The 21,030-nt window shown below is 75.9% G+C and carries 20 protein-coding genes; 9 read left to right on the top strand and 11 right to left on the bottom strand.

The features are described 5' to 3' along the window. Positions 1-18: 18 nt before the first annotated feature. The gene (locus QFZ62_RS00425; RefSeq protein ID WP_307500810.1) at positions 19-438 is read left to right on the top strand and encodes an RNA-binding S4 domain-containing protein; all 420 of its coding nucleotides are present in this window, start codon (positions 19-21) and stop codon (positions 436-438) included. Positions 439-482: 44 nt separating this feature from the next. On the opposite strand, the gene QFZ62_RS00420 is transcribed toward QFZ62_RS00425, so the two are convergent. Further along, entirely contained in the window at positions 483-1,448 is a 966-nt protein-coding gene (locus tag QFZ62_RS00420; RefSeq protein ID WP_373425925.1) for a 3-methyladenine DNA glycosylase, read from the bottom strand. A 93-nt stretch (positions 1,449-1,541) separates the two neighbouring features. On the opposite strand from QFZ62_RS00420, the gene QFZ62_RS00415 reads away from it, so the two are divergent. Next, entirely contained in the window at positions 1,542-1,976 is a 435-nt protein-coding gene (locus tag QFZ62_RS00415) for a hypothetical protein (RefSeq protein WP_307500809.1), read from the top strand. A gap of 70 nt (positions 1,977-2,046) precedes the next feature. Next, the gene (locus QFZ62_RS00410) at positions 2,047-2,304 is read left to right on the top strand and encodes a hypothetical protein (protein ID WP_307500808.1); all 258 of its coding nucleotides are present in this window, start codon (positions 2,047-2,049) and stop codon (positions 2,302-2,304) included. 18 nt (positions 2,305-2,322) lie between these two features. Here the strand turns inward: QFZ62_RS00410 and QFZ62_RS00405 are convergent, their stop codons facing one another. The 4 genes from QFZ62_RS00405 to QFZ62_RS00390 form a co-directional block, all read right to left on the bottom strand. Next, a complete protein-coding gene (locus tag QFZ62_RS00405) occupies positions 2,323-3,303 on the bottom strand; it encodes a DnaJ domain-containing protein (RefSeq protein WP_307500807.1) in 981 nt (326 codons plus the stop codon). Next, complete coding sequence (locus tag QFZ62_RS00400; protein WP_307500806.1) at positions 3,300-4,979, bottom strand: stealth family protein; 1,680 nt, start codon at positions 4,977-4,979, stop codon at positions 3,300-3,302. The genes QFZ62_RS00405 and QFZ62_RS00400 overlap by 4 nt, the downstream gene beginning before the upstream one ends. Positions 4,980-5,085: 106 nt before the next feature. Then, positions 5,086-5,535, bottom strand: a complete 450-nt coding sequence (locus QFZ62_RS00395) for a hypothetical protein (protein WP_307500805.1) — start codon at positions 5,533-5,535, stop codon at positions 5,086-5,088. A 5-nt stretch (positions 5,536-5,540) separates the two neighbouring features. Then, positions 5,541-6,101: a hypothetical protein gene (locus QFZ62_RS00390; protein WP_307500804.1), complete on the bottom strand. Its 561-nt coding sequence runs from the start codon at positions 6,099-6,101 to the stop codon at positions 5,541-5,543. Between the two features lie 328 nt (positions 6,102-6,429). Here QFZ62_RS00390 and QFZ62_RS00385 point away from each other — a divergent pair, with 328 nt between their 5' ends. Then, complete coding sequence (locus QFZ62_RS00385; protein WP_307500803.1) at positions 6,430-7,341, top strand: FAD binding domain-containing protein; 912 nt, start codon at positions 6,430-6,432, stop codon at positions 7,339-7,341. Next, positions 7,338-10,244 (top strand): molybdopterin-dependent oxidoreductase, encoded by a 2,907-nt coding sequence (locus QFZ62_RS00380; protein WP_307500802.1) that lies wholly within the window; start codon positions 7,338-7,340, stop codon positions 10,242-10,244. The genes QFZ62_RS00385 and QFZ62_RS00380 overlap by 4 nt, the downstream gene beginning before the upstream one ends. Before the next feature lie 31 nt (positions 10,245-10,275). Here QFZ62_RS00380 and QFZ62_RS00375 read toward each other — a convergent pair whose 3' ends face one another. Together QFZ62_RS00375 and QFZ62_RS00370 are read right to left on the bottom strand one after the other, a co-directional pair. Continuing rightward, a complete protein-coding gene (locus QFZ62_RS00375) occupies positions 10,276-11,583 on the bottom strand; it encodes an APC family permease (RefSeq protein ID WP_307500801.1) in 1,308 nt (435 codons plus the stop codon). Beyond that, positions 11,580-12,686 (bottom strand): XdhC family protein, encoded by a 1,107-nt coding sequence (locus QFZ62_RS00370; protein WP_307500800.1) that lies wholly within the window; start codon positions 12,684-12,686, stop codon positions 11,580-11,582. The genes QFZ62_RS00375 and QFZ62_RS00370 overlap by 4 nt, the downstream gene beginning before the upstream one ends. Before the next feature lie 280 nt (positions 12,687-12,966). Between QFZ62_RS00370 and QFZ62_RS00365 the strand changes: the two genes are divergently transcribed. The 3 genes from QFZ62_RS00365 (at position 12,967) to QFZ62_RS00355 (ending at position 16,539) form a co-directional block, all read left to right on the top strand. Continuing rightward, complete coding sequence (locus QFZ62_RS00365; protein ID WP_307500799.1) at positions 12,967-14,304, top strand: hypothetical protein; 1,338 nt, start codon at positions 12,967-12,969, stop codon at positions 14,302-14,304. A gap of 29 nt (positions 14,305-14,333) precedes the next feature. Next, a complete protein-coding gene (locus tag QFZ62_RS00360) occupies positions 14,334-14,897 on the top strand; it encodes a hypothetical protein (RefSeq protein ID WP_307500798.1) in 564 nt (187 codons plus the stop codon). A 178-nt stretch (positions 14,898-15,075) separates the two neighbouring features. After that, positions 15,076-16,539 (top strand): amidohydrolase family protein, encoded by a 1,464-nt coding sequence (locus QFZ62_RS00355; RefSeq protein ID WP_307500797.1) that lies wholly within the window; start codon positions 15,076-15,078, stop codon positions 16,537-16,539. A 90-nt stretch (positions 16,540-16,629) separates the two neighbouring features. On the opposite strand, the gene QFZ62_RS00350 is transcribed toward QFZ62_RS00355, so the two are convergent. From QFZ62_RS00350 to QFZ62_RS00340, 3 genes are all read right to left on the bottom strand, one after another. After that, positions 16,630-18,243, bottom strand: a complete 1,614-nt coding sequence (locus tag QFZ62_RS00350) for an ATP-binding protein (RefSeq protein ID WP_307500796.1) — start codon at positions 18,241-18,243, stop codon at positions 16,630-16,632. A gap of 84 nt (positions 18,244-18,327) precedes the next feature. After that, positions 18,328-19,149, bottom strand: a complete 822-nt coding sequence (locus QFZ62_RS00345) for a phosphatase PAP2 family protein (RefSeq protein ID WP_307500795.1) — start codon at positions 19,147-19,149, stop codon at positions 18,328-18,330. Then, entirely contained in the window at positions 19,146-19,514 is a 369-nt protein-coding gene (locus QFZ62_RS00340) for a hypothetical protein (RefSeq protein ID WP_307500794.1), read from the bottom strand. Before QFZ62_RS00340 ends, QFZ62_RS00345 begins: the two co-directional genes overlap by 4 nt. Before the next feature lie 67 nt (positions 19,515-19,581). Between QFZ62_RS00340 and QFZ62_RS00335 the strand changes: the two genes are divergently transcribed. After that, positions 19,582-20,205 (top strand): NTP transferase domain-containing protein, encoded by a 624-nt coding sequence (locus QFZ62_RS00335; protein WP_307500793.1) that lies wholly within the window; start codon positions 19,582-19,584, stop codon positions 20,203-20,205. 7 nt (positions 20,206-20,212) lie between these two features. On the opposite strand, the gene QFZ62_RS00330 is transcribed toward QFZ62_RS00335, so the two are convergent. After that, positions 20,213-20,932, bottom strand: a complete 720-nt coding sequence (locus QFZ62_RS00330) for a hypothetical protein (RefSeq protein ID WP_307500792.1) — start codon at positions 20,930-20,932, stop codon at positions 20,213-20,215. Positions 20,933-21,030 lie beyond the last annotated feature (98 nt).

Genomic DNA, 21,030 nt, shown 5'->3' with positions numbered 1-21,030 from the left:
GTCGCCTAGGGTCGGAGGATGCCCCTCGACGACGCGCTGCCCCCCGCCCCCGCCGGGCAGGCCGCCGTCCGCGTCGACAGCTGGCTCTGGGCCGTGCGCGTCTACAAGACCCGGTCGCAGGCGACGGCGGCGTGCCGGGCCGGGCACGTGCGGGTCGCCGACGAGCGCGTCAAGGCGTCGCAGGCGGTGCGGCCGGGCGACGAGGTGCGCGTGCGGGTCGCGGGCGCCGAGCGGATCCTCGTGGTGCGCCGCACGCTCGTGAAGCGCGTGGGTCCCGCCGTCGCCGCGGAGGCCATGACCGACCTCACTCCCCCGCCCCCGCCGCGCGACGCCGCGCCCGCGACGGTCGTGCGCGACCGCGGCGCGGGGCGCCCCACCAAGCGCGACCGGCGCGACATCGAGCGGCTGCGCGACCCGGAGGGCGTGCGCGGACGCTGACCCGCGCGGTCGGCGGGTCTGATCGGCGTCACGGCGCCGCGGCCCTAGAGCCCGGCGGCGGCCACGCGGCGCGCGTGCGCGAGCTCGTCGAGGATCCGCGCCCGCAGCGCGTTCGACCGCCCCGCGAACCCGCGCTGCTCCGCCGCGTACCGGGCCTTGCCCGACGGCTCCTCGATGCGCACGGCCTCGAGGCCGAGCCCGGAGACGTCGTACGGGCTCGCGCGCATGTCGAGCGAGCGGATGTCGCGGGCCAGCTCGAACGCGTCGAGGAGGAGCTCGCCGGGCACGAGGGGGCCGAGCTTCGTCGCCCACTTGTAGACGTCCATGCCGGCGTGCAGGCAGCCGGGCTGCTCGAGGTCCGGCTGCGTCTCGCGCGTGGGCGCCAGCGCGTTCCGCGGCACGGCCTCGGGCGTGAAGAAGCGGAACGCGTCGATGTGCGTGCAGGCCAGCCTGTGCGTCTCCACGACCTCGTCGGTCGCGGCCGAGCCGAGCCGGAGCGGCAGCTTCTCGTGCCGCTGCTCGCCGGGCGCGACGCGGTAGACCATGGCCCACTCGTGCAGGCCGAAGCAGGAGAAGCGGCCGGGGCGGGCGGCGGTGCGGGAGAGGATCCGCTCGACGAACGACGCCGTGGACCCGCGCGCGGCGAGGTACGCGGCGGCGTCCACCCGCACACCGCCCGCCGCGCGCTCGGCGTCGGCGACGTACCACCGCCAGGCCGCCCGCTCCTCGCCCGCGGCGTCGGCGAGGACCGCTCCCGCGCCCGGGTGCCAGCGGCGGAGGAGCGACGGCTTGTGCGGGTAGTAGGTGAAGAGGAAGTCGTCGACCTCGTGGGTGCGGCCGGCCATGCGGCGCTCGCGGAAGCCCGCGGAGAACGCGTCGGCCCGGCCGGCGTGCCGGTCGGCGCGGTCGTGCCAGGCGGACGGATCGAGGACCGCCGCGACGGGCCGCTCCCCCGCGTGCGCCGACGCGTCGGCCCGCTCGGCGGGCAGGAGGTCGGCGGCGGGGATCACCTGACGAGGCTACCCGCGGCCGCCGGGCGATCCCGCGCCGTCGGGACGCGGATCCGGCCTCGACGGGCGGCCCCGCACGGCTAGCATTGGCGCATGGATGACGACTCCCTTCTCACGCCTCCCGGCGTCGCCGGCTACACGATCACCGAGATCGTCGAGAGCGAGTCCGGCGGCGAGCCGCTCTTCATCTCCGCGATCCTCCTCGACGGCGAGCACGTCGCCAACTGGATCTCGACCGACCTCGACGAGGACGACGGCATCGTCGCCGACCTCGACCACGCGTTCGGCGGCCCGGCCACCGACCGCCTGTTCCGCCAGGCCGCGGCGATCTTCCCGGACGCGGTGCTGTCCGAGATCCTCCCCGAGCTCGTGAGCTTCCTCTGGGTCGTGGCCGACGTCGCGGGCGTCGCCGACGACCAGGACCTCGACTTCGAGGCCGCCATCCGCGTCGTCGCGGCCGAGGGCGACCTCGACGCGCAGGACCGCGACCTGCTCGGCCGCCTCGAGGGCATCAAGCGCATCGACTGATCCCCGTCCGCACGGACCCCGGAGCCCCGCCCGCCCTGACGCGCGCGGGGCTCCGGCGTACGGTCGACGCATGAGCGACTCCGACATCGATCCCCTGTCCACCGTCCAGGGCGCCCCCGGCGTCACGCAGGGCATGCCCGGCGAGGGCGACCCCGACTCGAGCACCGGCGGCATCGTCCCCGACGGCGAGGCCGTCCGGCACCTCGACGACGAGGAGGCCCCGGGCGACGGCGGCCTGTCGAGCGGCGGCGACTCGGTCGCGGCCGACGAGGACGCGGCCGACACCGCGTCGGGCGCGGAGGACGCGCCCACCGACCTGCCCGCCTGACCCGCGGCGAGGCAGGCGTCAGCCCGCGGCGGGCCCCAGCAGCGTCAGCCGCTCGCGGAGGAGCGCCCGGACGGCGTAGGGATCCGCCACGCTCAGCCGGCCCTCCTCGGAGACGCCGTCGCGCAGCACGAGCGGCAGCACCGACCGGCGGACGACGAGCGCGCCGCGGTTGCGGCCGCGCTCCACCCGCTCGACGGGCTGCGCGAGCGCGTCGTCCGGCACGACGACCACCGCGGCCGCGAACCGCACGCCCGCGGACGCCGCGAGCGAGCGCGCAGCGCCGGCGAGCCAGGTGACCGGCGCGTCGCCGGGCGCGAAGGCGCCGTCGGGATCCGCGGCGACGGGCTGCAGCTCGCCGCGCACCAGCTGCACCGCGACGCCCCAGTCCTCCGAGCTGAGCGCGAACAGGCCCGCGGGCGCGAGGACGACGTGGTCGACCTTGCCGTCGCCGGCGAGCGGCCGGACGTCGTGGAAGATCGTCGCGCCCATGCCGAGGGACGCCGCGGCGCGCGCGGTCGCCTCCTCCGCGAGGGCCTTCGCGAGGAGCCAGCGGACGTCGCGGGGGGCGCGGCGCACGAGCTCGGGCGACCAGGGATCCACGCCGAGGTCCGCGCCGGGCGCGACGCCCTGCCACGCGGCGACGCGATCCAGGTAGTGGGCGCGGGCGAGGGCGCCCGCGGTGCCGTGCACGGTCGCGCCGAGGCGCGTGCCGGATCCGGGCGCGGGCGCGTACCCGGCGTCGTCCGGTCCGAGCGGGTCGTCGTCGGACGCCGACGCGCGGCCCTGCCCGCGGTCGTACGCGGCGCGGTCGGCGGGATCCCCGATGACCTCCCACGCGCGCTGCACGGCGTGGAAGAGGTGCGCCTCCCCGCCCGTGTCCGGGTGGGTGGCGCGCACGAGCCGACGGTACGCGGCGCGGAGGTCCGCGGTGCCGGCCGCGGGATCCACGCCCAGCACCTCGTACGGGGTGCGGTCGGCGGGGCTGCCCGCGCGGCTCAATCCGCCGGCGAGGCGGGTGCGGCGGGCGCGGCGTCCGAGGACCCGGCCGCGTCGGCGACCTCCGCCTCCCAGGGCGCCGGGATGCCGTAGTAGCGCTCGAGGAAGTCCTGCACGCGCTCCTGCCGCTCGTCAGCCGGGACCTCGGGGAACGAGCCGTCGTTCAGGCAGAAGAAGTCCTGCGAGCGGCGCTTGAGGAGGCCCGGCAGGAGGTCGAGCCCGGCACGGGACGTGGTGTCCACGTACGTGACCTTGGCGCTCTCCTGCTGCACGGCGCGCGCCGTCATCTGGGCGTAGTAGTGGTACAGCGAGTTCGTGACGGAGATGTCGGTGCTGGACCGGAACCGGCTGAGCTGCGTGCGGTGGAAGTCCTCGGCGAACTCCTGCTCGAGCTCCAGCAGCACGCTCTTCCGCAGCGGCGTGGCCGCGTGCTCGAGGTGCCGCGTGATGAGGCGGCCGAAGCGGTCCATGAGGAGGCGCCGGTTGACGCGCGCCGAGTTCTCGAAGCCGCTGCGGTCGGAGTCGTTGTCCCCGAGGCCGATGCGCGTGGATGCCTCGATGAACTTCGTGATCCCGCCGGGCGAGAAGAACATGCCGGGCTGCACGGGCCGGCCGAAGAACATGTCGTCGTTGGAGTACAGGAAGTGCTCGCTGAGCCCCGGGATGTGCTGGAGCTGCGACTCGACGGCCTGCGAGTTGTGCGTGGGCAGGGCGGCGGGATCCGTGAAGAACTCCTCGCTGCGCACGAACGTGACGCCGGGGTGGTCGGCGAGCCACGCCGGCCGCGGGGAGTCGGTGACGATGAAGATCCGGCGCACCCAGGGCGCGAAGAGGTACACCGAGCGCAGCGCGTACTTGAGCTCGTCGATCTGCCGGAAGCGCGCCTCCGAGTCGTCGCCCTCGCCGACCACGACGTCCTTCATGCGCTCGGCGCGGCGCTTCTGGAACTCGGGGTCGTTGCCGTCGACCCAGGAGAAGACCATGTCGATGTCGAACGTGATGTCGGACGCCTGCGCGTCGAACATGCCGCGGAGCGTCCTCCACTCGTGGCCGTACATCTCGACCGTGGTGGGCACGACCTCGTTCGCCGGGAGGATCTCGCGGGTCAGCGAGTTCTCGACCGGCCAGACGATGGTCTCGCCCTCGAAGCGGAAGAACTGCAGCTCGACCGCGGTGGAGGCGCCGTACGCGAGGAGGCCGACCGGCTCGATCCGCGGGCGGTAGAGGCGGAAGATGCCGGCGTCGGGGTTGTCGGTGACGCGGCCGTCGGCGACGAGGAGCGGCGGGCGGCGGCGGCCGTCGACGGTCTTCGCGTAGAGCGGCTCGTCGGCGCACGCGGCGACGAGGGCGCGCACGACGGTGTCGCGGTGCTGCACGTCGATGGCGATGACGGGGCGCTCGTCGTTGCCGCGGATGAGCCAGAAGTCGATGCCGGTCGCGAGCAGCGCGTCCCGGATGAAGAGGAGGTCCGTCACGAGCGCCTGGTGGGGCGTGAGCTCGCGGTTGACCAGCGTGGCGAGGCCCTTGCGGACCATGACGTCCGGGCGGTGGTGCGTGGTGGGCCACGTGGCCGGGGCGGGGGCGACCGCGTCGTCCTGGCGGGAGAACTCCTCCTCGCTGGTGGCCGGATCCACGGTCGGCTCGAGCGCGACGTTGAACTGCCGTGCGCTGCCCGCCATGGATCATCCCCTTGTTGCTTCTCGTGTGCTGTCGTGTGCGCCCGACCGATGAGGGGGCGACGGATCATTGTACCGAGCGCGGGTGCGCGCCCCCGGCCGGGGGCGGTCAGCGCGCCGGCAGGGCGGGTCGGGGGCGCCCGTCGGCGTCGCGGCCGAGCCGCGCGTGCAGGAGGAGGACGAGGGCCGTGCCCGAGAGCACGCCGTCGAGGAGCCCGGCCGGCAGCAGGAACACCATGAGCACGAGGGTGACCGCGCACATGATCGCGGCGAGCGCGAGCCCCCACAGCCGGTCCCGCCAGAGGGCGATGCCCGCGGTGATGCGGAGGGCGGCGAAGATCCCGCTCATCGCCATCATCAGGTGGAGGTGCTCCTGCAGATAGGGCAGCGCGAAGACCTGCGCGTTGTCGGTCAGCGTGGACTGCGGGACGCCGAGGACCAGCAGGACGACGAGCCCGACGGCCACCAGGCCCTCCATCAGGACGCCTTGGGCGAGGAGGAGCACGGCCGCAGCCCGGAGCTCACGGCGGGCGAGGCGCGACGGACGCGACGAGCGCACGGCGATCAGCCCTCCACCGGGGTGGCCGGCAGGGGGTCGACCTCCCACACCACGGGGGCCGCGAGGAACGGGTGCGTGGCGGGATCCGGCGTCTGCACGACGATGCGCGGGACGTCGTGCCAGCGCAGCTCCGTCAGCTCCTGGCCGGCGGGGACCGCGTAGACGACGCACGCGAGGTCCTCCTCGACGTCGTGGCCCTCCTCCAGGCGGAGGTCCGGCACCTCGTACGGGCACTCACCGCTCATGCTGATGCCGCCCACCTCGCGCTGGATGATGTCGACCTCCGTGCCGTCGGCGAGGAACGGGCGGAGGACCGGCCCGTCCTGCGGGCCGCGGTCGCCCTGGAGCCACCGGGTCTGCACGAACGCGAAGTACGGCGTCCGATCCGCGAAGCGCTCGCCGTCCTCGTAGCCGGACCAGTAGGTGGGCTGGCCCTCGACGACGCCGAGCAGCGCCGTCGCGACGACGTCGGACACGGCGCCGGTCGCGTCCGCGCTCGGCAGGGCGATCGGGTCGCCGATCGCCAGGCGCTGGCCCGGGGTGGCGGTCGGGGCGTCGGCCGGCATCGCCACGGCCTCGAACGGGACCGGCGGCGGGCCGTCCGGTCCCACGGAGCATCCAGCGAGGAGGAGGGCGGTTGCGGCGAGCGCGGCGGCACCCCGCCCCGTCGGGGCCGCGCGTCGTCGTCGTCGTCGGCTGCGTGCGGGCGTGCGGCTGCTCATGGTGTCCCCCGGGTCGATCACCCGACTGTGACAGCTGCCGGTGAGGGTCGGCAAGCGCGGGGGCGCCGGTCGGGGGCGCCGGGCTGCGGATGCGAGGATCGCTCTCGAACGCCCGACGCGCCCGCGCTCCACGAGGACCGCGGCCGCCGACCGGGACGCCCGGAGGAGACCCATGGACCAGCCGACCGTCCGCTCCGTCCTCCCCGCCCGCACCCGTGCCGACCTCGCCGCCCTCGGCCCCGCGGTCGCCGCGCTCGCCGGGGGATCCGGGATCTTCGCCGAGCCGCATCCGCACCTCATCGGGCTCGTGGACCTGCAGACGCTCGGCTGGCCGTCGCTGACGGTGACCGACGACGGGCTCGAGATCGCGGCGACGTGCACCATCGCGGAGGTCGCGGGGATCGCGGAGCGCGACGGCTGGCGCGCGCACCCGCTGTTCCTGCGGGCGTGCACGGCCCTGTTCGGGTCGACCAAGATCTGGCGGGTCGCCACGGTCGGCGGCAACATCTGCTCCGCCCTTCCCGCCGGTCCCATGACGGCGCTCGCCGCCGCGCTCGACGCGGACGCCCTCATCTGGCGCGCGGCGACCGACGAGGTGCCGGCGCACGACGAGCGGATGCCCGTCGCCGAGCTCGTGACGGGCGACCGCACGACCGCGCTCCAGCCGGGTGACGTGCTCCGCTCGATCCACGTGCCGGCGGCGTCGCTGCGCGCGCGGACGGCGTTCCGGAAGATCGCGCTGTCGCCCATCGGGCGGTCGGGGTCCGTGGTGATCGGGCGGCTCGACGAGGACGGGGCGTTCACGCTCTGCGTCACCGGCGCGACGCTCCGGCCCGAGCTGCTCCGCTACCCGGGGCTCCCCGCGGCGGGCGCGCTCGCGGACGACGTGCGGGCGATCGGATCCTGGTTCACCGACGCGCACGGAGCCGCCGACTGGCGCCGTGCGGTGAGCGCGCTGCTGGCGGAGGAGATCCGCGCGGAGCTGGCCGGCGACGCGTCGGGCGCGGGCGACGGCCCCGCATCCGGCGAGCGCGGCACCCCGCCCGGGGCCGCGGCCACCACGACGACGGGAGCGCGCACGTGAGCATGACGGTGGACGGACGCGACATCCCGGGCGACCCCGCTCCCGGGCAGAGCCTGCGCACCTGGCTCCGCGCGCACGAGGTGCACAGCGTCAAGAAGGGCTGCGACTCGGGCGACTGCGGCGCGTGCGCGGTGCTCCTCGACGGGGAGGCCGTGCACTCGTGCATCATGCCGGCGTTCCGGGCCGCGGGCCGCGTGGTCACGACGGCGACGGGACTCGGGACGCCGGGCGACCTGCACCCGGTGCAGGAGCGCTTCGTGGAGGAGGCCGGGTTCCAGTGCGGGTTCTGCACGCCCGGCATGGTGGTCACGGCCGCGTCGCTCGCCGACGACGAGCTGGACGACCTGCCGCGCCTGATGAAGAGCAGCCTCTGCCGGTGCACCGGGTACCGCGCCATCGACGAGGCGATCCGGGGCGCGCACGGCGGACCCGACCACGCGCACGCGCCGGGCTGCGGGGGCGCGCGGCCCGAGGGGCTGGGACCGGTGCGGACGACGGGAACCGGGACCGGGACCGGATCCGGGACCGGGACCGCGGCTCCCGGTGCCCTGGCGGGCGAGCGGGCCCCGTCGGGCGAGCGCGCCCAGACCGGCCGCGTCGGCACGTCCCTGCACGCCCCCGCGAGCGAGCGCGTCGTCAGCGGGCTCGAGCCGTACACGCTCGACGTGACGGTCCCCGGCCTCCTGCACGCGAGCCTGGTGCGCAGCCCCCACCCGCACGCGCGGATCCGGTCGATCGACGCCTCCGCCGCCCTCGCGCTGCCGGGCGTGCACGCCGTCCTCACGCACCATGACTCCCCCGCGACGCTCTACTCCTCGGCCCGGCACGAGGACCGCTTCGACGACCCCGACGACAGCCGCGTCTTCGACGACGTGATGCGGTTCCGCGGCCAGCGGGTCGCGGCCGTGATCGCCGACACCGTCGGGATCGCCGAGGAGGCCGTGCGCCTCGTGCGGGTCGACTACGAGCCGCTGCCCGCCGTGTTCGACCCCGAGGACGCCCGGCGGCCCGGTGCGCCCCTCGTGCACGGCGACAAGGACCCGGCCGTCTCCCGCCTCGCCGACCCGCAGCGGAACATCGTGGCGGAGATGCACGGCGAGCACGGCGACGTGGCGCGGGGACTCGCGGAGGCCGACGAGGTCGTGTCGGGCACCTGGTCCACCCAGCGCGTCGCGCACACGCACCTCGAGACGCACGCGACCGTCGGCTGGATGGAGGAGGGCCGCCTCGTCCTCCGCACGAGCTCCCAGGTCCCGTTCCTCGTGCAGCGGGAGATCTGCCGGCTGTTCGAGCTGGAGCCCGACCGGGTGCGCGTGTTCACGGCGCGCGTGGGCGGCGGCTTCGGCGGCAAGCAGGAGATCCTCACGGAGGACGTCGTGACCCTCGCCGTGCTCGCGACCGGCCGCCCGGTGCAGCTGGAGTTCACGCGGTCCGACGAGTTCACGCTCTCGCCCGCGCGGCACCCGATGCGGGTCGGCGTGACGGTCGGCGCCACCGCCGACGGCGTGCTCACGGCCCTCGCGGTCGACGTGCTCTCGGACACGGGCGCGTACGGCAACCACGGGCCGGGCGTCATGTTCCACGGCTGCAACGAGTCGATCGCCCTGTACCGCGCGCCGGCCAAGCGCGTGGACGCGCAGAGCGTCTACACGCACAACCTCCCGTCGGGCGCGTTCCGCGGCTACGGCCTCGGGCAGGTGATCTTCGCGATCGAGTCGGCGCTCGACGAGCTGGCGCGGAGGCTCGGCATCTCGGGCTTCGAGATCCGGCGGCGGAACGCGGTCGTGCCGGGGGACCCGCTGATCATCACGCACGCCGAGGGCCCGGACCTCGGCTTCGGCGGCAGCTACGGCCTCGACCAGTGCCTGGACCTCGCCGAGGCGGCGCTCCGCGACGGCGGCGGGGATCCGGTGCCGGACGGCGACCGGTGGGTCGTGGGCGAGGGCATGGCCGCGGCGATGATCGCGACCATGCCGCCGCGCGGGCACTTCGCCGAGGTGCACGTGGGGCTCGCCGCGGACGGGATCGTGACCGTGTCCGTCGGCACGGCCGAGTTCGGCAACGGCACCACCACGGTGCACGCCCAGCTCGCCGCGACCGCGCTGGGGACGACGCCCGAGCGGATCCGCATCCGCCAGTCCGACACCGACGTCACGGGCTACGACACGGGCGCGTTCGGCTCCGCGGGCACGGTGGTCGCCGGGAAGGCCGTGCACCGGGCAGCGACCGCGCTCGCCGGCCTGCTGCGGGAGGCCGCCTCGGCGCGCACGGGGATCGCCGGCGCCGCGTTCGCCCTCACGCCCGACGCGCTCGTCGCCGGCGACGTCGCGGTGCCCGTCGCCGACCTCGTCGGGCCGGACGGGCTCGCCGCGGAGGCCCGCGAGGACGGCGCGCTCCGCTCGCTCGCGTTCAACGTGCACGCGTTCCGGGTGGCGGTGGATCCGGCGACCGGCGAGGTGCGCATCCTCCGCTCCGTGCAGGCCGTCGACGCGGGCACCGTGCTGAACCCCGCCCAGCTGCGCGGACAGGTCGAGGGCGGCACGGCGCAGGCGATCGGCACGGCCATGTACGAGGAGGTCGTGCACGACGGGGAGGGCCGGATCCTCACCGACGTGCTGCGGAACTACCACATCCCGCAGCTCGCCGACCTGCCCGTGACCGAGGTGCTGTTCGCCGACACGCACGACGAGAACGGGCCGCTCGGCGCGAAGTCGATGAGCGAGGCGCCCTACAACCCGGTCGCGCCGGCGCTCGCGAACGCGGTGCGGGACGCCGTCGGGATCCGGCCGCACGACCTGCCCATGTCCCGCGACCGCGTGTGGCGGCTCCTCCACGGCGGCGGGCCGCAGCCGCGGTTCGACAGCCCGACGACCCTCGGCGAGCGGGGCACGCGGGAGTCCTGAGCGGATCAGGCGGCAGGGTCAGGCGGCGGGGTCAGGCGGCGGGCGCGGATCCGCGACGACGCCGGGCGAGCACGACCGACCGCCCGACGACGCCCACCGCGAGCACGGCCGCGCCCGCGGCGATCGACGGCAGCGGCAGGGTCGCGACGAGCACCAGGCAGCCGACGACGCCCAGCACCTGCAGCGCCTTCGGGTAGCGGCGGTCGGCGCGGTCCTGCGTGAAGGCCGCGGCGTTGGCGACCACGTAGTACAGCAGGACGCCGAAGGACGAGAAGCCGACGACGCCGCGGAGGTCCACCGTGAGCACGAGCGCCACGACGACCACCGCGACGGCGATCTCGGCCCGCTGCGGCACCCGGTACCGCGGGTGCACGACGGCGAGCCCGCGCGGCAGGTCGCCCTCGCGTGCCATCGCGAGCGACGTGCGGCCGATCCCGGCGAGGAGGGCCAGCAGCGCGCCGAGGCAGGCGGCGGCCGCGCCCACCGCGACCACGGGCACCGCCCACGCCCAGCCCGCGTCGCGCACGACGTCGGCGAGGGGTGCCGTGGATCCGGCGAGGCGCGCCTCCCCGAGCACGCCGAGCAGGGTCACGGCGACGAGCGCGTAGACGACGAGGGCGCCGCCGAGCGCGAGGAGGATCGCGCGCGGGATGGTGCGCGCCGGATCCCGCACCTCCTCCCCCATGGTCGCGATCCGCGCGTATCCCGCGAAGGCGAAGAACAGCAGGCCCGCGGACTGGAGCACGCCGTAGGGGGTCGTGTCGACCACGCCGGCCGCGGGGCCCGAGGCCGCGCCCGGGCCGCCCGCGACGAGGCCCGCCACGAGCACGAGCGCGAGGACCGCGAGGACGACCGCGATGATCACCCGCGCGAGCCGGGCCGTGCGGGTCACGCCGAGGCAGCCCACGACCGCCAGCGCGGCCACGGCGAGCGCCGCGACCGGGCGCTGCCATGCCGTGGGCACCGCGTACGCGGCAAAGGTGAGGGCCATCGCAGCGCAGCTCGCGGTCTTCCCGATGACGAACGACCAGCCCGCGAGGAAGCCCGGCCACTCCCCCAGGCGCTCGCGGCCGTAGAGGTACGAGCCACCGGACGACGGGTAGCGGGCCGCGAGCTGCGCGGACGCGGTCGCGTTGCAGAAGGCGACGACCGCGGCGATCGCCAACCCGACGAGGAGCCCGCCGCCGGCCGCGCGCGCTGCCGCGGGCATCACGGCGAAGACGCCGGCGCCGATCATGGCGCCGAGGCCGAGCACGGTGGCGTCGAGGAGGCCGAGCCGGCGGGCGAGGCCGGGCTGGGCCGAGGCGGCGGGCGCGGCGGAGGCGGATGCGGCGGTCATGAGGTCTCCCCGTGGATCGGCCCGGTGGTGGTGGTGAGCGGTGCGCCCGCGGCGCCGGCGCGGGCCGCGAGCACCTCCGCGAGGATCGAGACGGCCGTCTCCCCCGGCGTGCTCGCGCCGATGTCGAGGCCGATGGGCGACCGGAGCCGCGCGAGCTCCGCGTCGGTCAGGCCCTCCTCCACGAGGCGGGCGCGGCGGCGCTCGTGCGTCGTGCGGTTTCCCATCGCCCCGACGAACGCGACGGGCAGGCGGAGCGCGGCGACGAGGAGCGGCACGTCGAAGCGGTCGTCGTGGGTGAGCACGCAGATCACGGTGCGGGCGTCGACCTCGGTGCGGGCCAGGTACTCGTCGGGCCACTCGGCGACCACCTCGTGCGCCGACGGGAAGCGCGCGCGGGTGGCGAAGGCGGGCCGGGCGTCGCACACGGTGACCCGGTAGCCGAGGAGCGCGGCGGCGTCCGCGAGGGCGGCGGAGAAGTCGACGGCGCCGAAGACGAGCAGGCGCGGCGGCGGCGCGGCGACGAGGTGCAGCACCCGGAGCGGTCCGTCGGCGCAGTCGACCTCGGTGGTGCCCGAGCGGCCGGCGGCGAGGCGGGCGGCGAGCTCGGCGCGGATCCGCCGGGCGGGGTCGGCGCCGACGGCCGCGTCGACGTCGGGGTCGGGGGCGGCCGTGATCCACGTGCCGGCCGTCGGGCCCTCCAGCACGAGGGCGAGCGCTGCGCCGCGGCCGGCACGGGCGTCCTCGAGGGCGGCGCGCACGGCGTCCGGCACGGGCGAGCGCGCATCCCCCGACGGGGCGACCTCCACCACGACCACGCCGATCCGCCCGCCGCAGGTGAGGCCGACCTGGAACGCGTCGTCGTCGCTGACGCCGAAGGACGTGAGCACGGGGACCCCGTCGTCGAGCACGCCCGCGGCGACCTCGACGACCGCGCCCTCGACGCACCCGCCGGAGATGGATCCGATGACGCGGCCCCGGTCGTCCACGGCCATCGCCGTGCCGGCGGTGCGCGGCGCGCTGCCGAGCACGTCGGTCACGCAGGCGACCGCGAGGCGGCGGCCGTCGGCGAGGGCGTCGAGCACCTCAGCGGCGATCTCGAGCACGGCACCTCCGGGACGGACGCGCCGGCGAGCGGGCGCGGGGCGGGTGGACGGCGGGATGGGACGGGATGTGAGGACGGGACGTGTGCCCTTCGGCGCCCAGCCTGCCACGACCGGGGGCCGGATCCGCCCAGGCACCGGTCCGCGGTGCCGCCGACCGCCGGCGCGCGCATGCTACCGCCCGCGTCACGCCCCGGCGGCCGCCTGGATAGGGTGGGCCCGGATGCCGGGGGGCTCCCTCGGTGCCGTGCGCCGCATCCGCCGCGCTGGACGAGGAGGCCCGATGACCACGACCGCTCCCGAGCGCCGTCAGCCGCTGTTCCGACGGCTACGTCGCACCTGGGCCGACGCCCCGGCCGCCGTCCAGGCGCTCGTGATCGCCGCCCTGTTCTACGCCTGGCTCTGGGCGCTCGACGCGGACGGGCCGTCGGAGGGGTCGGGCGCCCTCGTCCTCCGGATCGGCTTCGCCTTGCTCTTCGGGACCCTGGCGGTCGGGTCGCGCCGCATCCGCGCGCGCCTCCGGCCCGGTGCCCCGCGCGAGGTCGAGGTGTCGGAGGCGGTCGAGGACGGCGAGCTGCCCGCGGGCGCCGACGCGTCCGCCTGGCTCCGCGCGCTGGAGCGCCGCCGTCACGAGATCCGCCAGGAGACCTGGGGCATGCCCGTCGCGCTCGTGCTCGTCGTCGGCGTGGCGTTCCTGGTCGTCCTCCCGGCGCGCGGCGGGGACGGCGACCCGCGCGGTGCCGCCGACGCGGTGGCTCTCGTCGCGCTCGCGGTCCTCGTCACCTGGTCCGCGTGGCACATCGTGTCCCGCCCCTTCCGCCGCGACCGCGTGGACGCCCTCCTCATCCCGCTCCAGGGAGCGCAGCCGGCAGGACGCCGAGGAGCGCGCCGCATGGACGCCGCCCGCGCCCGGGGATCGGATCCCGCCGGCCGCTGGATAGGGTCGTGCTGCGGGGCCCACGGACCCGGCGCCCCGCACGCGAGGAGACACGATGACGCACCGCGCCCGCCCCGACACCGCCCCGGCCCGCATCTCGTGAGGGGGCTGCAGGAGCGCATCGAGCGCGCGTCGCTGAGCAGCGTGTTCCTCATCGTCACGGCCGTCTACTTCGTGGTCCGCACGGTCATCGATCTGCTGATCACGGGCGACGGGCTGTCCGTGATCGGCGTCGTCCTGCGCCTCGTCGGGTCGCTCCTGTTCGGAGGCGCCATGGTCGCCGTCGTCGCATGGCAGCGCCGCCGCAACGGCGGCGCGTCGACCTCGGCGGACATCACGGCGGCGATCCGGACGGGGAAGGCCCCGCTGGCGGCCGAGCCGGCCGTCTGGATCCCGGCCCTCAAGTGGCGCCGCGGCCAGTCCCGCCGCAGCGTGTGGCTGACGCCGCTCGTCCTCCTCGTGTTCGCCGCCATGGGCATCGCGCTCGTCGTGCTCGATCCCGGCAGCCCGGTCGGCTGGTTCGCCATCGTCGTGCTCGTGGGCCTCGGGATCGGCGTCGTCCTGCAGGCACGGCGCGCCCTGCCGCGCATCGAGGCCCTCCTCCAGCAGGTCCGCGAGCGTGACGACCGGGCCGCGTCATCGTCCGTCCGGGCCTCGCCCCCGTCGGGCGGCGTGTCCGCGTGACGTCCTCGCCGGAGGGCGCCCCGTCGCCAGTGGCCCCCCACGGCCGATGGCGCCGCCTCCGCCGCCGCTGGCTCGGGGGTCCGGTCGCGCTCCTCGTCCTCCCCGTCGTCATCGGGTACGTCGTCGTGCACACGCTCGTCGACCTGTCCCTCGGCGAGGACGCGCTGCGCCCCGAGCGTCTGATCACGCGCGCCGTGCTCGCCGCCGTCAGCGGGGTGATCCTGGGCGTCGTCCTCCGCCGCATCCGCGCCCGCGCGGACGCCGGGCCCGACGGGTTGGATCTCACCGAGGCCGTCGAGGACGGCCGCCTGCCTCCCGGAGCCGACGTCGAGGCGTGGACGGGCGCCCTGCTCCGCCGCCGCGCGTCCGCGGAGGCCGAGGTGGCCCCGCTGCTGTCCGTCCTCGGCGGGGCGCTCGTCGTCGGAGGGGTCGTGTGGGGCGTGCTCGGCGGCCCCTGGTACGCGTGGGCGCTCGCCCTCGGTCTCGCGGCGGTGATCGTGGCGCTCCACGTGATGACCCCGCGGCGCCTCGCCCGCATCGACGCCCTCCTCATGCCCCTGCTCGACGCGGAGGACGCAGCGCGCTCCGTGTGACGGCTCGCTGGGTGACTCCGCATGTCGGTGCGCCCGGCGCGTGCCCCAGCCGGGAGTGCGACCATCATGTCGAGGGCTCTCCCGCCGGCCTCCACGCGGGCGCACCGGCAGCATGTCGACGCACCTCGCCGGACGCGGGCGCCCCGTCGTCCCCCGCCCGCCGAGCGAACGGATCCGCATGAGCGACCACCGCGCCACGAGCACCGACCGCCCCTCCTCGACCCCCGCCACCCCCGGCCGCCGGGCCGTGCACCGCGGCCACGTCCTCCACATCTCGGGCGCCCCGGTCGTCCAGGACGCGCGGCGGCACCTCGTCTCCGTCCCCGACGGCGCGCTCGCGGTGGACGACGCGGGCCGCATCGCGTGGGTCGGCCCGTTCCGCGAGCTGCCGGCGCGCTTCGCCGACGCCCCCGTGCACGGCGACGCGTCGGACTTCCTCCTGCCCGGCTTCGTGGACGCGCACGTGCACTTCCCGCAGACGTACACGACGAGCGCGCACGGCGGCGGCCAGCTGCTCGAGTGGCTGGACTCGTGCGTGTTCCCGTCGGAGGCGCGCCTCGAGGACGAGGGCTTCGCGCGCATGATCGCGCACGACTTCACGCGCCGCCGGATCATGGCGGGCACGACGAGCGCGCTGGTGTTCGGGTCCGCCTTCCCCCACGCCCAGGACGCGCTGTTCGAGGCGTCCCGCGACGCGGGCCTCCGGCTGGTCAGCGGGCGCGGGATCCAGACCGTGGGATCGGGCCCGGCGGCCCCGCTGCTCACGACGGAGGACGCGGCGATCTCCCTCTCGTGCGACGAGATCGACCGCTGGCACGCCGTCGACACCGGGGACGCGACCACCGCGCTCCTGCAGGTCGCGATCGTGCCGCGCTTCAGCCTGTCCGTGACGCCGACCACGCTGCGCGGCCTCGGCGAGCTGTACGACGTGGCGCGCGGCGAGGGCGTCTACTTCCACTCGCACCTCAACGAGAACGACCGGCCGGGCACGGGCGAGATCGCCGCCGTCCGGGAGGTCTACGGCACGGACACCTACCTCGACACCTACGACGGGCGGTTCCTGCCCGGGTCCGCGCGCGGCGGATCCAGCCTCCTCGGCCGCCGGAGCGTGCTCGCGCACGCGGTGCACTGCCAGGACTCCGAGCTCGCGCGCCTCCGCGAGACCGGCAGCAGCATCGCGCACTGCCCGACGTCGCAGCAGTTCCTGGGCTCCGGCACCATGCCGTGGCGGCGCACGGTCGCCTCGGGCGTGAACGTGGCCCTCGGATCCGACGTCGGCGCCGGCGACGAGTGGCTCATCTCACGCGTGCTCAACGATGCGTTCAAGGTGCACCTCTCGGAGCCGGGCGACGAGGGCGTCGAGCTCGACGCTGCGGAGCTCCTGTTCACCGGCACCCTCGCGGGCGCCCGCGCCCTCGACATGGAGGACCGCTACGGCAACCTCGACGTCGGCAAGGACGCCGACTTCCTGACGATCACGCCGGACCTCTGGGAGCCGCTCGCCCTGACGCTCGCGCACGGCATCCGCTCGGACGACGAGGCCCGCGCCACCGACCAGATCCTCTTCACGCTGCTCATGGGTCTGCGCGAGCCGGCCATCGCGGGCGTCTTCGTGCAGGGGCGGCGGGTGTCGGCGGGCTGAGGGGCCGGGGCGTCACGGCCATCGTCATCCGAAGGGACGAGGCGGCCTCCGGTCGCGGGCCGGCCGCGTCGCCCTGCGGCGACGGTGCCGCTACCGCCGCGCGTCGCCCTCGTGCGCGGCGCGGTCCTCGGCGTCGCCGTCCACGTGAGGCGCGGAGCCGTGCGGCCCGCCGTCGGGGTCCATGCCGGAGGACGACGAGGTCACCGAGCCCATCTCCCCCGACGGATCGTGCGACCCGTACGGCGCGTACGACCCGTCGAAGACGGCCCCGCCCGCGGTGCCCACGTGGTAGCCGGCGTCGCCCTCCTCGTCCGGGTCGTAGGCGGGTCCGTCCTCCGGACCGCCGCTGCCGAGGAGGCGTCGGGTGAGGGCGGCACCCGCGGCGAGGAGCCCGTCGAGCGCCGCGGCCAGGTCGTCGTCCCCGGGTCGCCGCCCGTCGAGCGCGGCGCGGAGGACCGTCCGGCGCATGAGCTCCTTCGCGAAGGAGCCGGTGGTCCCGTCCGCGGCCAGCGCGGCCGCGTCCAGCGCCTGCTCCGAGAGCGGCAGCCCGTCCGCGTACCGGCGGAACAGGCGGGCGCGCGCCTCCGCGCCGGGCAGCGGGATCTCCACGGCGAGGTCCACACGGCCCGGTCGCGTCGCGAGGGCGCGCTCCAGCGTCTCCACGCGGTTGGTGGTCATGACGAAGGCCACGTCCGCGTCGCTGTCGAGGCCGTCGAGCGCGTCCAGCACCTCGAACAGGAGCGGCTGCGGCGAGGCGTTGCGCTGCATCGCGACGAGGTCGATGTCCTCCAGCACCACGATCGACGGCGCGAAGGTCCGCGCGATCTCCGCCGCCTGCGTGATGAACTGGATGCTCGAGCCGGTGAGCACGACCGCCGTCACCCCGGGCGTGCGCGCGAGCAGGTGCCGCACGGTCAGCGTCTTCCCCGTGCCGGGAGGACCGTAGAGCAGGACGCCGCGCTTGAGGTGCTGCCCGGCGGCCCGGAGCGCGTCGCGATGGTCGCCGATCCCGACGACGTGCTGGACGACCTCCTCGAGGACGCCCTCCTCCAGCACCACCGCGTCCTCCGGCACGTCCGGGCGGGCCACGAAGGACGCGCCCGCGGACGCGCCGAACTGCGTGGCCTGGAAGGACAGCACCTGCCCGCGGAGCACGCTGCGCTCGATCATGAGGGCGCGCAGCCGCTCGAGGAAGGCGGTGACCGCGTCGGCGTCCGCCCCCATCACCTCGAGCTGCGCCTCCTCCCGACCGAACTGCGGGGCCGCGCCGCGCTGCACGACGACGAGCGGCACGCCGTCGTGGCGGAGGAGTCGGATGCCGAACTGCACGACCCGGCGCCGGGCGTCGGGACCCGTGGCCCGGTCGGCGTAGGAGACGGGCCCCGGCGCATAGCGCACGTGCGGGTTCGCGATCAGCTCCGACATCGACGAGTGGAAGCGCTGCTCGCCGCCGGTGGACCCGATGAGGGTCCCGGGAGCCGAGGCGGCCAGCTCGTCGAGCGCGATGTCCGCGTCGACGAGCCGGTGCGCCGGCACCTGCTCGACGACGATGGGCAGGCCGGTCGCGTCCTCACCCAGGTGGGCGGAGAGCGCGTCGCCCAGCGGCGTGCGCTCGCCGACGCCCTCGGCCGCGAGCGCGGTGACGCGGTCGAGGTAGGCGGCGACGGATCGCATCATCTCGCGGTCGAGCTCGTCCAGCGGCACAGGGCACCTCGTCTCCGGCCGCCCGGTGCGACCAGACCGAACGTAACCGGCCGCATCAGCGGCGAGCGGGCACGCCCCGCCGTCTCATCGGGTCGGGATCTCCGACGCCTCGGCTTCCGCGTGCCGCGCCTCCCGCAGCCGCAGCCGCACCCGGTGCGCCACGACGAGGAGCGCCAGCCACGCGAGCGCGAGCAGCCAGCCGGCGAGGACGTCCGTGAGCCAGTGGTGGCCGAGGTACACGCGGCTGAGGCTCACCGACGCGGCGAACGCGACGGCGATCACGTAGGTGAGCACGCGCGCGGCCCGACGCACCTGGCGCAGCACGAGCAGGTGGGCGACGATCCCGGCGACGACGGTCGCGTTGAGCGTGTGGCCGGACGGGAACGACGGCGACGTCTCGTAGGGCGGCACCGCGTCGGCGCGCGGCGGGCGATCGCGGCCGAGCAGCTCCTTGCCCACCTCGGTCATGAGGAGGGACCCGGCGCCCGCGGTGACGCCGAGGACGACCGGGACCCACTGCCGTCGACGGATGGCGAGCGCGACGATCACGGCCACGCCCACGATCGGCACGGCGTAGACGCCCGCCGCCTCGGTGAAGACGGTGACGGCGGCGTCGAGCCACGGCGACCGGATGTCCATGGCGAGGTGCAGCACGGGCTCGTCGAGGAGGGCGATGCTGGCGTCGTCGACGACCGCGACGTAGAGGCCGGCGAACAGGCTCGACGCCGCGGTCATCACGAGGAGGCCGAGGGCGAGGAAGGCGGCGAAGGCGCCCGTCGGGCCGATGCGGGTCGCGACGCCGGTCGCGGTGCGGGCGACGCGTCCGGGCGGACGGGTGCGGGGGCGACGCGGGGGCAGGCGGTCGCCGGTCGGGGCGATGCCCGTGCCGGAAGCGCGCCGGGTCACCCGTGGACGAGCGCGGAGGAGGGCGCGCGGTCGCGCTGGCGGACGGCGGCCGAGATGAGCCCGACCACGCCCGCGACCAGGCCGACCACGAAGGTCGCGATGCCGCCCAGCACGCCCATCACGACGATCCCGAACGTGCTGCCGCCCTCGTCGAGGTACCCGGTCCCCGTCTGCGCGGCCCACGTCGCGAGGATCGCGAGGCCGAGCGCGAGCACGAGCGCCCCGACCGTGCAGCCCACGATGTACCAGCCCCACCCGGCCCCGCGGGCCTTGGCCACGGCGAGGACGACGGCGACGAGGATCGCGAGCACGGGCACGCCGAGCGAGAGGGTGAGCGCGAGCGCGGACGCGGTGTCGGGATCCATGCGTCGAGCGTAGGACGCGCGGCTGAGGAGGGCGAGGGAGCGGCGAGCCGGCTCCTAGCATGGGCGGATGGCGGAGGCAGGGGACGCGGGCGGCAGCGCGGGACGGAGCGCGCGGGTCGCGGGCGTCGTGCTCGCCGCGGGCGCCGGCACCCGGTACGGCGGTCCCAAGGCGCTCGCGACGCATCCCGACGGCAGGCGCTGGCTCGCGACCGCGGTCCGCGCGCTCGCCGAGGCCGGCTGCTCGCCCGTGCTCGTCGTGCTCGGCGCGGCGGCGGATGAGGCGGAGGCGCTGCTCCGCACGCTGCCCGAGGCCGGCTCCGCGGTCGTCGTGCGCGCCGACGACTGGGCCGACGGCATGTCCGCCTCCCTGCGCGCGGCGCTGAGGGCTGCCGCCGCCCTGGATCCGCCACCCGTCGCGCTCGCGATCGTGCCGGTCGACGTGCCCGACCTCGACACGGCGACCGTCCGCCGCGTGCTCGCGGCCGGCGCCGTGGATCCGACGACGCTCCGCCAGGCCGTCTTCCGCGGCCGCGTCGGGCACCCCGCGCTCATCGGGCGGGACCACTGGGAACCGCTCGCCGCGGAGGTGCGCGGCGACGCAGGAGCCCGTGCGTACCTCGCCGCCCACGACGCGCGCCTCATCGAGGCGGCGGACCTCAGCACCGGCGCGGACGTCGACCGGCGCCCGTGACGGCGCCTCAGAAGTTCGACTCGGAACGCGCCCCTGAGCCGTCGATGACCAGGTCGAGGTACGGGTAGGAGCTCGCGATGCCGCTTACCGCGGTCGCGAAGCAGCGCAGCCGCGCCCTCGCGGGGCCGGTGGCCGACCCGTATCCCGCCTTGACAACGTCGAACTCCTGGAGGGCGCAGGATCCGCCGTAGGCCTGGATGTCCCAGTCGGAGATCCCGTCGATGCCCGACGCCGCTGCCGACCGGTGGTAGGACGCGCGGAACTGCAGCGTGAGCGTCGGGGTGTCGCTGATGACGAGGCAGTGCGAGTACTCCGTGACCCCCGCGCCCGTGTACCGCGAGCAGCCCTGGATGTCGTCGGGCTGGACCGCGGTGCCGCCGCCGGGCGTCTCGAGCGCCGTCGCGATGAAGGAGCCGTCGTCGAATCGGGAGACGGAGTACTGGAGCCCGTCGTGCACGACCGTGTCGGTCGATGTGGGTGCCGCGCCGGTCGCGGCGTCGAACGCGCGTCCGTGCCGGGCCGCCTCCAGGAGGCCGGCGCGCAGGTGCTCGGGGACGGCGAAGTCGATGAGGCGCTGCTCGATGCGCGCGCGATCGCCCGCGGACAGCGCGGCCGGGACCGATGCCGATCGTCCAGAGGCGGCAGCCGCCCCTGTCGGAGCCGCGGCTCCACCGAGGGCGAGGGAGCCGATGGCGAGGATGGACAGTGTCGTGCGCGAGAGCCGCATGCTTCCTCCGATGCCGAGGGACCGCGACCGTCGCGGCCCCTGCACGCATCATGCAGCGACCGAGCCCCGGGCACGAACGCTTGTGCACAGGACACTTG

The sequence above is a fragment of the Clavibacter sp. B3I6 genome (genome assembly GCF_030816895.1).
Classification (GTDB): domain Bacteria; phylum Actinomycetota; class Actinomycetes; order Actinomycetales; family Microbacteriaceae; genus Clavibacter.
Note: the sequence above shows the minus strand (reverse complement) of the source record. Positions and strands in the feature narration are given on the sequence as shown.